Raw genomic sequence first — 14,395 nt, forward strand, 5'->3', positions numbered from 1 at the left:
GCGAACTGGGAGGGGTACTCCTGCTGGTGCTCGCGCACGAGCCGCACGCATCTCGCGCGCAGCTGGGGATCGATCTTCTTCGGCATGCTGTCTATCCTCTCGGACTCAAACAGCAGCGGCATCAAACCTGGGCCGGTTCACGACGGCTGTGGTGCCGCCTCGCCATCCAGCACTTGGCGAATGCCGCTTGACCGCGAGTGTCAACGTATGACGTGATGTGGGGCCGGCTCAGTGGCCGTAGCCCCCGGACTCCCGGGCGTCGGCGTCCTGGGCTTCGGCGGGATTGTCGTGCTGAGCGGCTTCCTCCTTAGAGAGCCGCTTGGTCTCCTCGTCGACCAGGTCGCCGTCGCTGTGCTCGTCGTGGTGGGCGTCGCCCTGGTCCTCAGCGACGGGTCGGGTGTCGTCGTCGGGGTGGTTCTTCGGGGTGCTGGTCATGATGACGATCCTCCTGTGGTGGGTTCTCCATGGGCCGGGAGCTTCCGTACCGTCCGTCCGGTGGGCACGCGCCCGTGCAGGTTCTCGACGAGTCGAGAAGTCTCTGTCGCCCGGCGAGATCAGGGGCTTGGGGTGCCCCCGTTGACGTTGAGCGTCTCGCCGATGACATAGCTGGACTCCGGCGAGGTGAGGAAGACGTAGGCGGGTGCGAGCTCGGTGGGCTGCCCGGCCCTGCCCAGCGGGGTGTTTTTCCCGAAGTCGGGCAGTGCGCCCTTGGGTTGGCCGTCAGAGACCTGTAGAGGGGTCCAGATGGGTCCGGGGGCGACGGCGTTGACCCGGATCCCGCGGGGTGCGAGCTGCTGCCCGAGACCCTTGGTGAAGTTGTTGATCGCCGCCTTGGTAGAGGCGTAGTCGAGGAGGTGAGGTGAGGGGTTATAGGCCTGGATCGAGGTCGAGTTGACGATGGTCGCCCCCGGCTCCAGGTGCCGCAGTACCGCCTTCGAGACTCGGTAGATCGCCCGGATGTTCACATCGAAGGTCGACGCCCACTGCTCGTCGTCGAGATCCTCGACCTGCTCGACCGAGATCTGCCGGCCCGCGTTGTTCACGAGGGCGTCGAGGCCGCCGAGCCCGGCGGCTGCCTCCTCGACTACCGCATTGCAGTACTCAGCGTCCGCGAGGTCGCCGGGCAGCAGCAGAGCCGTGCGCCCGCTCTCCTCGATGACGCGACTGATGAACTGCGCGTCCTCCTCTTCCGCCGGCAGGTAGGACAGGGCGACATCAGCACCTTCGCGGGCGAAAGCGATCGCGACCGCTGCCCCGATGCCGGAGTCCGCCCCCGTGATCAGCGCACGTCGGCCCTTGAGGCGTCCCGTGCCGCGGTAGGAGTGCTCCCCGCGATCGGTCTTGGGCACGAGCTCCGCATCGAGGCCCGGCTCCGCCTGGTCCTGCTTCGGAGGGGTGATCTCCGGGAAGCGCTCGACCGGATTCTGGAAGGTCAGCTGGTCTGTTGCCATGGTCATACCTCTCTTCGACGGCTCATGTGAGTCCATGAGCGGTGGTCAGTGACGGCTGGGGTCCAGCACAACCTTGATGCAGCCGTCGTGCTTCTTCTGGAATGTTTCGTATGCAGAGGCTGCCTCCTCGAGCGGGAGGCGGTGGGTGACAAGGTCCGTCACGCCCAAGGGGTCGTCGACGTCCTCGACGAGAGGGAGGAGATCGTCGGTCCAGGCGCGGACGTTGCACTGGCCCATCCGGAGCTGGATCTGCTTGTCGAACATCGACAGCAGCGGCATCGGGCTCGCGACACCGCCGTAGACACCGCTCAGCGACACCGTCCCGCCCCGGCGAACCAGGTCAAGGCTGGTGTGGAGTGCCGCGAGGCGATCGACTCCCACGGTCTCCATGGCTTTCTGGCCCATCACCTTCGGCAGGTGGCCAACGACCTGGTGCGCGGCGCGCGCCACGGGGCTGCCGTGGGCTTCCATTCCTACTGCATCGACGACAGCATCCGGCCCTCGGCCATCGGTCGCTTCCCGGATCGCGTCCACGCTCTGCGGGCTCTGGTCGAAGACCTCGACCCCGTGCCGTGCCGCCATCGCCCGTCGCTCGGGGACAGGGTCGATGGCGAACACGCGGTTGCCGAGGTGGACCCCGATGCGGGCGGCGAACTGCCCCACGGGACCCAGCCCCATCACGGCCAGCGACCCTCCCTCGGGCACATCGGCGTACTTCACTCCCTGCCAGGCCGTCGGCAGGATGTCACTGAGGAAGAGGTACCTCTCATCGGGCAGATCCTTGCCCACGGTGATCAGTCCGTAGTCCGCATGCGGGACCCGCAGCTGCTCGGCCTGCCCGCCGGGGACCTGCCCGTACAGCTTCGAGAACCCGAAAAGCGACGCGCCCGATCCCTGCTCGGTGACCTGGGTCGTCTCGCACTGTGACTGGAGCCCGCGGGTGCACATCCAGCAGTGACCGCAGGAGATGTTGAACGGGACGACGACCCGGTCGCCGACACGCACTCGGCTGACACCCGATCCGACCTGCTCGACGACGCCCATCGACTCGTGCCCGAGCACATCGCCAGCGGTCATGTAGGGGCCGAGCACCTCGTAGAGGTGCAGGTCGGAGCCGCAGATCGCGGTCGAGGTGATTCGGACGATCGCATCCCCGGCATCCTGGAGCTGCGGATCGGGAACGTCCTGGACGCTCACGTTGCTGGTGCCCTGCCACGTCACTGCTCTCACGGGGCGTTCCTCCTGGAATCAAGGGATCGGCGTTCACAAGGGTCTTCACCAAGGACGCCCGGTCTTCGATCAACGTATCGGTGCTCGCCGGCGAGTACCAGGAGAACGCCCGATCGGTAAGCACACGCCTCCTCAGGCGGTGCGAGGCGGCTCCTCGCTCTAGAGCAGATCGGGATGTGTTTCGCCGCGGGCCAGTTCGGCTGAGCGGAGCTCTCGCGCGGCGGGCAGGGCGCACTCGGTACAGCGGTTCTCGTGATCGGCGCATCGTGCGCGGGTGGGCTCCACGGACCGTCCCGCCCTGCTCCTCGACAACCTCGCCCTCGGCATCGCCCTGGGGCCCGAGCTCGGTCTCCCCATCGGCGTCGGAGCAGACCAGACCCGGAAACGCTTCATCGAGGATCCGGAGTCCCCGAGCGACGACGGCTAAGCTCTGTCGGCCTATTCATGGCGCTCCCGCCCGCCTCCGAGCGGCCGCCGGTATCGTGCCAACTGGATCGCTTCGCGATTGAAGCCCTCGAGGTGATCTGTTCGAGTACTGCCCCCACTCCTCTACGGCGGAGTGGGGGCGCTTCGCTGCCTCGGAGCTCACTGATCTCAGCCCCTCCTCGTAGGCGCCCGCCTCACCTGCGCTGACACGATGGACTACAGGACACCGCGCCCCTCCTACCGGATCTTCCGTGCTGCGTGGTTCTCTACTCGCGCCGTCACACCCTCCACGGTGCAGGGCGTGCTGACGGTTTCGTGGACGCTCCTGTCGATCATCCCCGGCACGCTCCGAGGCGGGCTCTACATGGACCGGGCCGGAACCGGGATGGTCCTGCTGTACCGATCTCGGATGCTCCTGGACGTCCTCATTCTGCTGTCGATCATGCTCCTCGCCGGCGCAGGGATCTGAGCCGGGCTCACAGCGCTCATCGTGCGCTCACCCTCGACGCTGAGGGGGATCCTTGCCGCGTGCCTACTTCTGATCCCGTTCCTGCTAGCGACCCGGCATCTCGCACCCGTCCAGGGCGGCTCCCTGCTGCCATCCCACCACCTGATCCCACATACACGCAACGTCATGACCCGCCACACCTAGCCGACGCACGTCTAGTCCGGGGTGGGAGAGTTCGGCGTGACCGAAGGCAGTGATGTCGCTCTTCATCGCTCATTGCGCACAGTAGACGTTCTGCGCAGATTCACGAAGTGCTCCTCGCTGATGTCTCCGAGGCCGACGCCGTCCTGCACGGCGCCGAGTTCAGGCGTCCTCGACCGCCACGTCGTTCAGCCTGAACGGCACGGTGCCGAGTACTGAGGGTTGTTCGACGATGAGCGAGGCCACCCCGGGCTGGTCTCGGTAGAGGGCTGTGAACTGCAAGGTGTCGCCGTCGGCGGCGCGGTCCGAGGTGGCGGTGTCGGTGGCGTTGCGCCATTCCGTGGACCCTTCGATCGCCGATTCGCCCAGCAGGTAATCCAGGGGATAGATGGCGGTTGATCCCAGCAGGAGCCGAGGGGCGAAGCCGGCGAAGGTCGAGCTGTACCCCGTGTCGTCCCCGCGGTAGCTGTGGACGCCTGCTCCGAGGTCGACGGGCTGGGTCTGTGCGGCGTCGGCGGGTCCACCGCTTCGCTGCGCCGTGACGGTCAGGACCAGTAGCCCATCAACCCGCAGCATCGACGGGGCGGTGATCCGGTACGAGACGCCTCCGTCCTCCCGCTCGAAGCCCTCGCGGGCGTCGGCCTCGGTGCCATCGCCCAAGATCCCGTCGTCGAAGGGAGGCACATCTCCGGATGTGTCGACCTCGGCCTGCTGGATTTTCTGCGAGGTCAGCGTGAGGGTCACACGACGATTCAGCTGTCGGTTCGCGTCCGAGGTGTTGGGTGCCACGGGGCTGCTCTCACCGAGCCCCTGCGTCCTCAGCGAGTAGAGGGATGGATCGATACGGGTCGAGAGAGCTCGCGCGACCGACTCGGCCCGGGCTTGCGACAGGGCGAGGTTCTCCGCAGAGGGTCCGACATCGTCAGTGTGCCCCACGATGTCCACGGCGCCCTCCTCGTATCCCGCGATGTTAGCGGCGGCCGCGTCCAGGATCTCTCCCGCTTCCGGTCTGAGCTCCGCGGAGCTGCTGTCGAAGAGCACGTCGCCGGCGAGCTGGATCTCCACCTTCTCGATGGACTCGATCACGCCCACCCCGCCGTCGAGCTGTCGCGTGTATCCCTCCAGCGGCAGGACCGGGATCACCTCGGCCATCCCGAGCATCCCCGCCGTCTCGAGGGGCTCCGCATCCGGGGGCGGTGGCACCTCAGGGACCTCGCCGTCGATGACAGGGATCCCGGGGACATACCACCCGGGAAGGAGGAGCCCCAGCTGCTCGATACCCGACTCGGGAGCGGCGTAGATGAGCTGCACCCTCGCCCCCTCCTTGGGAACCTCCTGGAACGCGACGGAGGCCCGGGAAGCGAGGGAGCCGTCCTGTGTAGACGCGGGAAGCCGTATGCGTGCCCCCTCCGGGTCCACGAGACGCACCGCAGCCCAGTCCTCCGGGGCGACGGACCGACCAGCCAGCGTCGCATCGCCCGAGAATCGCCGTGCCAATACTGCGTCCTCTCCCTCCGGGAGTGCTGTCGCGACGAGGTCGAGGGTCAGGACGCACAGGTCATCCGCCCGGACGAGGGGAAGGATGGCGACCTCGATGCTGCCGCCCTCGGTGACCACGGAGCGTGAGGCCACGACCTCTTCGGGGTCCGCCGGAGGCGGCTCGTCCTCGCTCACCTCGGGCGTGGAGGTGTCGCCGGGGTCGGGGTCTCCGTCCGGCTGGCATGCGGCGAGCACCGGAAGCGCGGCCCCGAGTCCGAGCATGGCGAGGGTCTGACGGCGTGACACGGTATCCATGGGGCTCCTCGGAGGCGCGGCGGAATATCCGAAAGCGGCGTTCAGGGGCCGTTCCTGCAGGAATGCTCCTCTTCGAGTTGACCCCTTGTGTCGTCATGGTATACAGCAGGCGGGGCCGGAACAGGGCCTGGGCGCCTTTCGTTCCCGGGCTCCTGGACGTCGAGGCCGCCCCGTCCAGAGCCGCCCTTGTGCGACACATCTGTCGACTTCTTCGGCGGCTACTTCGACTCCTCGCTCACGCAGGAGGACCACGCCGCGGGCATCGAGAAGTCCCTCGTCGCCCCGGAGGTCGGCGGTGATCCGGGGATCGCACCCATCGGCGGCTCGCAGTTCTAGCCTCTCCTCACTCGGGTGGGAGAGGCCTTCACGTTCGGGCAGATCGACAGCGCCGAGGCCGCTCAGCAGATGGTCGACGAGCCGGGCGCGGCGATCGGCTGAGGGGGCGCCTTCCCTCCCCGGGACCGCGGCGGTCTCAGCCCGGCCCGGCATCTCTCGGCCGGTCGGGGCGAAGACCGCCCCACGCCCGCGCCAGCACCCACGGTGGGACGCTGAACCCGCAGGCGATCGTCAGCGGGGCGAGCAGCCACAGAGGGGCCAGCAGTGCGATGAGCGCAGGAGCGGCGAGCGCGGTCACGGGGCGCCGCGCCGTGAGCGAGAGGGCCCTCCACACGATCGTCGACCGGTCCCCTCGTTGGTCGCTCGCGGCGACCACGACGTAAGCGCTGAGCAGCGCCACCAGCACCCACGTCACCGGCAGGACCGCCCCGACGGCGAACACCCGGGCCGACGGCGCCATCGCCGGCAGCACCACGGCGTTCATGGCGATGCCGAGGCAGACCAGGAGCAGCGCCCCCGAGGCCGGTGCGTCCCGCCGCAGTGTGCGCCGCATGTGCTCCAGGGTGCTCGTGAACGCGGAGTCCCGGTGCTCGGCGAGGTCGCCGGTGACACGGGTGGCGCCCGCGAGGGCCGGAACGATGCCGACGACCGTGAGGATCCCCAGCATCGCCGCCCAGTTCGCACCGAGGAAGGCGGCGGGCTTGGCGAGGAGACGGACCAGGCCCCGCGGCTCGAGAGGATCCCATCGGCCGACTCCCCTCTGCGTGCGCGAGGGCGCGAGGGCGGGTGCCGGCGGGGACGCCGGGGTCACTTGATCCCCGAGGCCGCGAAGCCCTGCACGAAGTAGCGCTGGAAGATCAGGAACAGGATGATCATCGGCACCGCGGCCATCGTCGTGCCCGCCATCAGGAGGTGCCAGTCGGTCGCGGCCTCCTGGCGGAACGAGGAGATCCCCACCTGGATCACCCGCAGGTTCTCCGAGGTCGTCACCAGCAGCGGCCACAGGAAGTTGTTCCACCCCGCCTCGAAGCTCAGCAGCGCCACCGTCAGCAGGCCGGGCTTGATCAGCGGAGTGATGATGCGCGTGTAGATCCCGAACTCGCTCACCCCGTCCAGCCGAGCGGCCTCCATCAGCTCCGACGGGGTGGAGACATAGAACTGCCGGAACAGGAACACCATGAACGGCGAGACCGCGCCGGGCACGATCAGCGCCCACCAGGTGTCGATCCAGCCCGTGCCGCCGGCGCCGAGGAGCGAGTTCCCACCGAACAGCGGCATGTGGCGCACCATGAGGAACACCGGGATCACCGTCGCGTAGAACGGGATCATGATGCACGCGACCATCCAGGCGAAGATCGCCGGTGCGAGCCGGAAGCGCATCTTCGCGAGCGCGTAGCCGCAGGCGGAGGCGAAGGCCACGTTCAGCACGGCCGCGGCCGTGGCCAGGATGAAGCTGTTGCGGGCGTAGATCGCGAAGGGCGCCCGGGACAGGGCCTCGGCGTAGTTCTCCAGCCGCAGGTCCTGAGGGATCAGCGGCATCGGCACCTGCGCGAGCTCCGTGGGATCCCGGATCGAGGACAGGGCCATCCACAGGAACGGGGCCGCCATCACGACCGAGGCGATCACCAGGAACACCAGGATCCCCGCCCCGGCGAGCCGCTTCTGCCGCCGCAGGCTGGGGCTCCGCGGGGAAGCGGGGGCGTGCGGCCCGGGGGCGGTGCGGGTGTCAGTCGTCATCGGAGCCTCCGACGATCCGGCGGGACAGGACGGCGAGCACGACCAGGATCAGCAGCAGGATCACCGACTGGGCGTTGGCGAGACCCACCCGGAACTCCTGGAACGCGGTCTGGTAGATGCGGTAGGTGACCACGGAGGTCGAGTTCGCCGGCCCGCCCTCGGTGAGGATGTAGATGAGGTCGAAGGTCTGGAAGTTCGCGATGAGCGACGTGATGAGGATGAAGAACGTCGCCGGGCGCAGCATCGGCACGGTCACCTGGGTGAACTTCTGGACGAAGTTCGCACCGTCGAGATCCGCTGCCTCGTACAGCTGGCCGTCCACCCCCTGGAGCGCTGCCAGGTAGATCAGCATCTTCAGACCGATGCCCTGCCAGATCGTCACCAGGATGACGGAAGCGAGCGCCAGATCGGGGTTGGTGAGGAAGGGCAGCGGGCCGATCCCCACCACCCCGAGCACGACGTTCATCAGGCCGTTCTCGGACGGGTTGTAGATCCACAGCCAGATCATCGCGACGGCGACCGTCGCCGTGATGTGCGGCAGGAACACCATCACCCGGAACAGGCCCCGACCGGGGATCGCCCGGTTCAGCAGGACCGCGAACACCAGGGCGAGGAACATCGAGATCGGGATGCCCACGGCCGCGATGATCACGTTGTGCAGGACCGATCGCCAGAAGAGGGCGTCGGTGAAGATGATCGCGTAGTTCTCGAGCCCGGAGAACTCGGGTGCATGGATGATGTCGTACGCCGTGAAGCTCAGGACGAAGGCGACGATGATCGGCACCCCGATCCACAGCAGCGTGTGCAGCGTCGCGGGTGCGGCGAGCAGCAGGCCCCAGCGGCGCTCCGCGGTGCGCACGGAGCGCCGCCGAGCGCCGGCGGCCGAGCTCGCGGCGGCGCTCATCGCAGCCTGCTGATCGCGTCGTCGCACAGCGACTTCATGTCCTCGAGCGTCTCGACGACGCTCTTCTTCCGGGTCAGGCAGCCCTCGACGATGCCGTCGAGGTTGGTGCGGATCTGCATGTAGGCGGCGGTGCCGCCCTCCGTGGCCCCGGCATGGTGGAGGTTGTCGAGCGCGAACCGCGTGAGCAGGCTGGACTCGATCTCCTCGTTCGGCGGGATGTCCGGGGTGGGCGGCACCTTGCCGATCGCCGCGTTGGCGATGCCGAGGAACTCGGGGTCGAGCATGTGCTTCATGAAGGCTCCGGCGGCGTCCTTGTTCTTCGACAGGCTGGAGATCGACAGGAAGGTCCCGCCCTGGAACATGACCGGGTCCCCGCCGGCACCGGGCGGCATGAGGAACACGCCCACGGCGCCCTCCTCGCAGAGCTCGGGCGTCATCTGCTGCCAGGTGGGCCAGTTCCCCGTGGCGACCAGGGACATGGCCGCCCGCTTCTGCTGGAAGGGCGAGGGCTGTCCCTCGGCCGCCTGCATGTCGTAGTCGATGGAGCCGTCGTCCATCCGATCGAGCATCCACTGCAGGGCGAGGCGCCCGGGCTCCTCGTGCAGGGTGGCGGCCATCCCGTCGGCGCTGAACATGGTGCCGCCGAAGGCGTACAGCAGGAACACGAAGGCCTGACGTGCGCTGCCCGCACTGCCGGAGAGGTAGTCGAAGCCGACCACGTCGTCGCCGGTGAGCTCGAGAGCCGCGTCGGCGAGCTCGTCCATCGTCGTGGGCGGTTCTGTGATCCCTCGCGCCTCGAACATCTCGGGGTGGTATCCGAGGAATCGCATGTCCAGGGCCTGGGGGAGCGAGTAGTACTTGCCCTCGAAACGGGTCGAGGCGAGCACGCTCTCGTCGAACCCGAGGTCCTCGATGAAGTCGGCGGGGATCTCTGCGAAGATCCCCTTCTCGGCGAAGGGCTGCGTCCAGCCCACGCCGGTCATGATGAGGTCGGCGATGATGCCGCCGGCGATGCCGGTGGAGATCTTCTCGTTGAGCTTGTTCCAGTCGACCTGGTCGACGGAGACGCCGACGCCCGTCCGGTCGATGAACGGTGCGATCACGTCCTCGTCGAGCACGATCCTGTCGTCGCCGACGTAGTCCGGGGTGAGCAGGCTGATGCTCCCGGTGAGGTCGGCGTCGGCGACTTCGAGGTCGACGGGGACATCGGGATCCGCGGCCTCCCCGGAGCCGCAGGCGGCGGCACCGAGCCCGAGGGCGGCGGCACCGGACCCGGCGAGCAGCGAGCGGCGGGTGAACGACATCGGACTCCTCTCGCAGACCCCGTCGCGGTCCGACGGGGAGCTCTGCCGCGGGACCGGGGCAGGAGCATCGGTGCTCCACCCGGCAGCCATGGCCGGCACCGGCTCTCGACGTCAGGCCGAGGACCGGTCTGTCAGGAAAGCGGATGCCTGTCGGGAAGTGGGGGAGTTGCCGTCGGTTGTCGTGACCTATGTCTCAGGAGGTGGGTTTCAGGAGGTGGGGCGCCCGTGCCGCAGCAGCACTGCCCCGTGCGGCGGGATCACCACGTCGATCGCGCTGGATCCCGGTGCCACCCCGCGTGCCGCGTCGGACTGCACGGAGACCGGTCGCACCGGCACGCTCGCTCCGCTCCACAGCTCGCTGACCTCGCCCTCCAGCTGCGCCGGCAGGCCCACGTCCTGGCTGTCCAGGGGCACCGCGAGCTCGTCCTCGCCGGTGTTGAAGGCGGCGACGTACCGCTCACCGCTCGGCCCGTCGGCCGTCCAGAGGATCAGCGGGTCCTCGCGGAACACCTCACGATTGCCGGAGGACTCGGCGTGCACGGCCAGCACATCGGCGTTCTGCAGCAGGGAGATCGTCGCCGGATCCGAGCTCGGCAGGTCACCGCCCACCATCAGCGGGGAGCGGGCGATCGCCCACAGGGTCATGAGCGTGACCTGCTCGTCCGAGGTCAGCAGCGAGTCGCGGGGCTCACCGCGCTCGGCCCGGATCCCGATCCGGCCCAGCGGCAGCATGTCCCCGTCGGGCCAGCCCTCCGGCCCGGCGTGCGGCGCCCAGCGCGCGAAGCGGGCGAAGTTCGCTTCGACGTCCTCCCACCGGTCCCACAGGTCATCGCAGATCCGCCACATGGTGGCGTGCTCGCGCAGGTGCGGCAGGCGGGTGAGCGACAGGTCACGGCCGGGGGAGAGGCTCAGCTGTATCGGCCGGCCGCAGCGGGTGATCGCGCCCGCGAAGGCCTCGATCTCCGCGGCCTGGTACGGCCACAGCATGTCGTCGACCTTCAGGAAGTCCACGCCCCAGCCCGCATACAGCGCGAGCATCGAGTCGTAGTAGGCGCCCGCGCCGGGCACCGAGTGGTCGATCCCCACCATGTGCGGATTCCACTCGCAGGAGTTCGTGGCGTCGGCGATGTCGCCGGCGTGCAGACCCGTGCCGAGCACTGGGGTGTTCGCCGCGACAGCTCGCCGCGGGATCCCGCGCATCACGTGGATGCCGAGCCTCAGACCGAGGGCATGGATCTCCTCGGCGAGCGGGCCGAAGCCGGCGCCGTCGGCGCTGCTCGGGAAGCGTCCCGGATCCGGGAGCAGCCGGCCGTGCTCGTCCATCACCAGCGGCGCCGCCGTGTTGTAGCCGTGGGAGCGGGCCGACGGGTCCGACCAGTCGATGTCGATCACCACGGTGTCCCAGCCGTACGGCGCCAGGTGCTCGGCGAGGAAGTGGGCGTTGGCCAGCACTTCCGCCTCGGTGACGGTGGTGCCGAAGCTGTCCCAGGAGTTCCAGCCCCTCGGCGGGCGGGTGGGATCGGTGGGGATCATGGGTCTCGGCTCCTCGAGGGGTGGCGGGTGGGGTGACGGGCGTGGGGCGGGCGGGCGTGTGGCGCGCTCAGCTCCCGAGCAACCGGTCCACGTACTCGTTGCGGAGCACGCGCTCGGGATCCAGCCGGTCACGCAGCGCCCGGAACTCTCCCAGTCGCGGGTACTGCGCCCGCACGACGGCGGGATCCATCGTGAACACCTTCCCCCAGTGCGGTCGCGGGGCGAAGGGCGCGAGCCGCTCCTCGATCTCGGGCAGCAGAGCCTCCACCTCGCGGGGCAGCTGCTTCCAGGTGAAGTGCACGCAGGCGCTGGCGCGCCGGTGGGCGGGGGAGAGCCACAGCTCGTCCGCGGCGACGGTGCGCACCTCGGAGGCGTGCAGCAGCGGCCGGATCCGCTCCCCGAGGGGCATCACGGCGGCGAGCGCGGCGGCGATGTCCTCCCGGGCCACGAAGTACTCCGACTGGATCTCCTCGCCGCTGCTCGGGGTGAACTCGAGCCGGAAGTGCGGCATCCGCTCGTGCGCCGGCCCCGGCTCCCCGCTCTGGTCGGTGCAGAAGTCCGCGGGCATACCGGGCAGGGGATGCACGGGGCCCGGGGCGCGGGTCCCGTCCAGCCACACCTCCGGCAGTTCCTCGTCGGTCCCCACCTCCTGCTTCACCCAGGCCTGGGCGATGTGTCCGTCCCAGTGGTGGAACAGGCTCACGCTGGCTCCGGCGGCCAGCATCGCCGAGAGATCCTCCGCGCCCATGCGCTCGGCGGGGAAGTCGAGGTGGACGCTCTGGCGCATGGGCGTCGCCGGTGCCAGGTCCAGGGTGAGGCGGGTGGCGATCCCGAGGGTGCCGAGCGCCAGCACCGCGCCGTCGAAGATGTCCGGATCCTTCTCTCGGCTCAGCGTGAGCAGATCCCCATCGGCGGTGACCAGCTCGATCGCCCGCACCGACGAGGCGAGGGAGCGCTTGGCATCGCCGGAACCGTGCGTGCCGGTCGCCGTCGCGCCGCCCACCGAGATGTGGGGCAGGGAACCCATGTTCGACAGCGCCAGCCCGTGCTCGTGCACCGCCACGGCGAGCTCCCCGTAGCGCACCCCGGCCGCGACCTGCACGGTGCGGGAGGCGATGTCGATCTCGATCTGCGCCGGCATCGCCGTCAGGGTCACCAGGTCCGCATCGCTCGCCGCGACCTCGGAAAAGGAGTGACGGGTCCCCAGCGCACGGATCCGCGTGCTCCCCGCCACCAGTGCCTGCAGCTCGGCGATCGAGGTCGGGGCGTGCAGCGGCCCGGGCCCGTAGTCGACGGTCCCCGACCAGCTGAGACCGGGGCGGGCGAAGTCGTGATGTGACGTGTCCGGGGTGGTCAACGGTCAGCTCCTCATCGTCGGGGTGCTCGGGGTGCTCGGGGTGCTCGGGGTGGGCCGGGCCCGGGCCGGATCACCTCGTGAGTGTCACGAAGCTGGCGGAATGCGAGACATATTCCCCCGGCTTCGTGACACTCACCGGCGGCGGGGACCCCGCCACGTCCGCCCGGCCCGACCCGCCGCTCAGAAGCCCTGGCCGAGGCGGTAGAACACCTGGTTGGTGCGCAGGTCCTGGGCGAAGGAGCGCACCGTGGTGTCCTCGTCGATGATCGCGAGCTCGAGATCGCCGAGGGTGGCGAGGTCCTCCCAGACCTCGAGCCCCACGGCGGTGGTCATCACCGTGTGGTGGGCGGCGCCGGCGGTCAGCCAGCACTCGGCGGAGGTCGCGAAGTCGGGGGCGGGCTCCCAGACGGCGCAGGCCACGGGAAGCTTCGGCAGCTCCTCGGCGGGTTCGACGACCTCGACCACGTTGGCGACCAGGCGGAAGCGCTCGCGCATGTCGGAGAGCGCCACCACCACGGCGGGGCCGGCGTCGGCCGTGAACTTCAGGCGCACCGGGTCCTCGCGGTCGCCGATGCCCAGCGGGTGGATCTCGAGCGAGGGCTTCGCGGTGGTCAGGGAGGGGGAGACCTCGAGCATGTGAGCGCCGAGGATCTGCTCGCGGCCGGGGGTGAGCTCGTAGGTGTAGTCCTCCATGAGGGAGGCGCCGCCGGGCAGGCCGTGGCCCATCACCGCGGCGACCCGCACGAGGATGGCGGTCTTCCAGTCGCCTTCGGCGCCGAAGCCGTAGCCGTCGGCCATGAGGCGCTGCACGGCGAGGCCGGGCAGCTGGCGGAGCCCGCCGAGGTCCTCGAAGTTCGTGGTGAAGGCACCGAAGCCGCCCTCCTCGAGGAAGGTGCGCAGCCCGATCTCCTGGCGCGCGCCGTAGCGCAGCGAGTCGTGGCGCGCGCCGCCGGCCCGCAGCTCGGGGACCACGTCGTACAGCTCCTCGTACTCGGCCACCAGCGCATCGATCGCGCTCTCCTCGACGGCATCGACCACGGCGACCAGGTCGTTGACGCCCCAGGTGTTCACGGAGACGCCGAGCCGCAGCTCGGCCTCGGTCTTGTCGCCCTCGGTGACGGCGACGCCGCGCATGTTGTCCCCGAAACGGGCGAGCTTCAGCGAGTGCATCTCCGCCCAGCCGGTCGCGGCGCGGGCCCAGCGCCCGATCTTCCCCTGCACGGCCTCGTCCGAGGCGTGGCCCACCACGGTCTTGCGGTTCACGCCAAGGCGGGTGGCGATGTACCCGAACTCGCGGTCGCCGTGAGCGGCCTGGTTGAGGTTCATGAAGTCCATGTCGATGCTGGACCAGGGCAGCTCGACGTTCGCCTGGGTGTGCAGGTGCAGCAGCGGCGTGCGCAGCGCATCCAGGCCCTGGATCCACATCTTCGCCGGGGAGAAGGTGTGCATCCACGCGATGACACCCACGCAGGCGGGGTCCGCGTTCGCGGCCAGGGCGGTCTCACGGATCGCGTCGCGGTCGGTGAGCACCGGCTTCCAGACGATCCTCACCGGGATGTCGGAGGCGGCGTCGAGGGTCTCGGCGATGACGCGCGACTGCTCGGCGACCTGGTCGAGGGTCTCGGGGCCGTAGAGCCCCTGGCTGCCGGTCAGGAACCAGATCTCGCGGGTCTC

At 69.3% G+C, this 14,395-nt stretch carries 14 protein-coding genes; 3 read left to right on the forward strand and 11 right to left on the reverse strand.

The features are described from left to right. Window positions 1-228 precede the first annotated feature (228 nt). The 3 genes from VF289_RS00855 to VF289_RS00865 all read right to left on the reverse strand — a co-directional run bounded on the left by VF289_RS00855 (window position 229) and on the right by VF289_RS00865 (window position 2,681). Window positions 229-435: a hypothetical protein gene (locus VF289_RS00855; RefSeq protein ID WP_330880139.1), complete on the reverse strand. Its 207-nt coding sequence runs from the start codon at window positions 433-435 to the stop codon at window positions 229-231. A 119-nt stretch (window positions 436-554) separates the two neighbouring features. Beyond that, window positions 555-1,451, reverse strand: coding sequence for an SDR family oxidoreductase (locus VF289_RS00860; RefSeq protein ID WP_414644429.1), 897 nt, complete (start codon window positions 1,449-1,451; stop codon window positions 555-557). A gap of 45 nt (window positions 1,452-1,496) precedes the next feature. Continuing rightward, window positions 1,497-2,681 (reverse strand): alcohol dehydrogenase catalytic domain-containing protein, encoded by a 1,185-nt coding sequence (locus VF289_RS00865; protein WP_330880143.1) that lies wholly within the window; start codon window positions 2,679-2,681, stop codon window positions 1,497-1,499. A 274-nt stretch (window positions 2,682-2,955) separates the two neighbouring features. Between VF289_RS00865 and VF289_RS00870 the strand changes: the two genes are divergently transcribed. Together VF289_RS00870 and VF289_RS00875 are read left to right on the forward strand one after the other, a co-directional pair. Next, window positions 2,956-3,108, forward strand: a complete 153-nt coding sequence (locus tag VF289_RS00870) for a hypothetical protein (protein ID WP_330880145.1) — start codon at window positions 2,956-2,958, stop codon at window positions 3,106-3,108. A 210-nt stretch (window positions 3,109-3,318) separates the two neighbouring features. Next, the gene (locus VF289_RS00875; RefSeq protein ID WP_330880147.1) at window positions 3,319-3,576 is read left to right on the forward strand and encodes a hypothetical protein; all 258 of its coding nucleotides are present in this window, start codon (window positions 3,319-3,321) and stop codon (window positions 3,574-3,576) included. Window positions 3,577-3,918: 342 nt separating this feature from the next. Here the strand turns inward: VF289_RS00875 and VF289_RS00880 are convergent, their stop codons facing one another. After that, the gene (locus tag VF289_RS00880) at window positions 3,919-5,550 is read right to left on the reverse strand and encodes an OmpA family protein (protein ID WP_330880149.1); all 1,632 of its coding nucleotides are present in this window, start codon (window positions 5,548-5,550) and stop codon (window positions 3,919-3,921) included. Between the two features lie 186 nt (window positions 5,551-5,736). Between VF289_RS00880 and VF289_RS00885 the strand changes: the two genes are divergently transcribed. Next, window positions 5,737-5,886: a hypothetical protein gene (locus VF289_RS00885; protein WP_330880151.1), complete on the forward strand. Its 150-nt coding sequence runs from the start codon at window positions 5,737-5,739 to the stop codon at window positions 5,884-5,886. 136 nt (window positions 5,887-6,022) lie between these two features. On the opposite strand, the gene VF289_RS00890 is transcribed toward VF289_RS00885, so the two are convergent. The 7 genes from VF289_RS00890 to araA form a co-directional block, all read right to left on the reverse strand. Beyond that, the gene (locus VF289_RS00890; protein WP_330880153.1) at window positions 6,023-6,697 is read right to left on the reverse strand and encodes a hypothetical protein; all 675 of its coding nucleotides are present in this window, start codon (window positions 6,695-6,697) and stop codon (window positions 6,023-6,025) included. Then, window positions 6,694-7,623, reverse strand: a complete 930-nt coding sequence (locus VF289_RS00895; protein WP_330880155.1) for a carbohydrate ABC transporter permease — start codon at window positions 7,621-7,623, stop codon at window positions 6,694-6,696. The genes VF289_RS00890 and VF289_RS00895 overlap by 4 nt, the downstream gene beginning before the upstream one ends. Further along, a complete protein-coding gene (locus VF289_RS00900; protein WP_330880157.1) occupies window positions 7,613-8,527 on the reverse strand; it encodes a sugar ABC transporter permease in 915 nt (304 codons plus the stop codon). The genes VF289_RS00895 and VF289_RS00900 overlap by 11 nt, the downstream gene beginning before the upstream one ends. Then, a complete protein-coding gene (locus VF289_RS00905) occupies window positions 8,524-9,831 on the reverse strand; it encodes an extracellular solute-binding protein (protein ID WP_330880159.1) in 1,308 nt (435 codons plus the stop codon). Before VF289_RS00905 ends, VF289_RS00900 begins: the two co-directional genes overlap by 4 nt. A gap of 207 nt (window positions 9,832-10,038) precedes the next feature. Then, on the reverse strand, window positions 10,039-11,364 hold the full coding sequence (locus VF289_RS00910) for an alpha-galactosidase (protein ID WP_330880161.1): 1,326 nt from the start codon (window positions 11,362-11,364) through the stop codon (window positions 10,039-10,041). A 67-nt stretch (window positions 11,365-11,431) separates the two neighbouring features. Beyond that, window positions 11,432-12,721 carry an FAD-binding protein gene (locus VF289_RS00915; protein WP_330880163.1) on the reverse strand — a complete coding sequence of 430 codons (1,290 nt, stop codon included), beginning with the start codon at window positions 12,719-12,721 and terminating at the stop codon, window positions 11,432-11,434. Window positions 12,722-12,901: 180 nt separating this feature from the next. Continuing rightward, window positions 12,902-14,383, reverse strand: a complete 1,482-nt coding sequence (gene araA, locus VF289_RS00920; protein ID WP_330880165.1) for an L-arabinose isomerase — start codon at window positions 14,381-14,383, stop codon at window positions 12,902-12,904. Window positions 14,384-14,395: the final 12 nt, after the last annotated feature.

Origin of the sequence: Brachybacterium sp., assembly GCF_036379615.1 — a bacterium.
In the GTDB taxonomy this organism is placed as follows: domain Bacteria; phylum Actinomycetota; class Actinomycetes; order Actinomycetales; family Dermabacteraceae; genus Brachybacterium.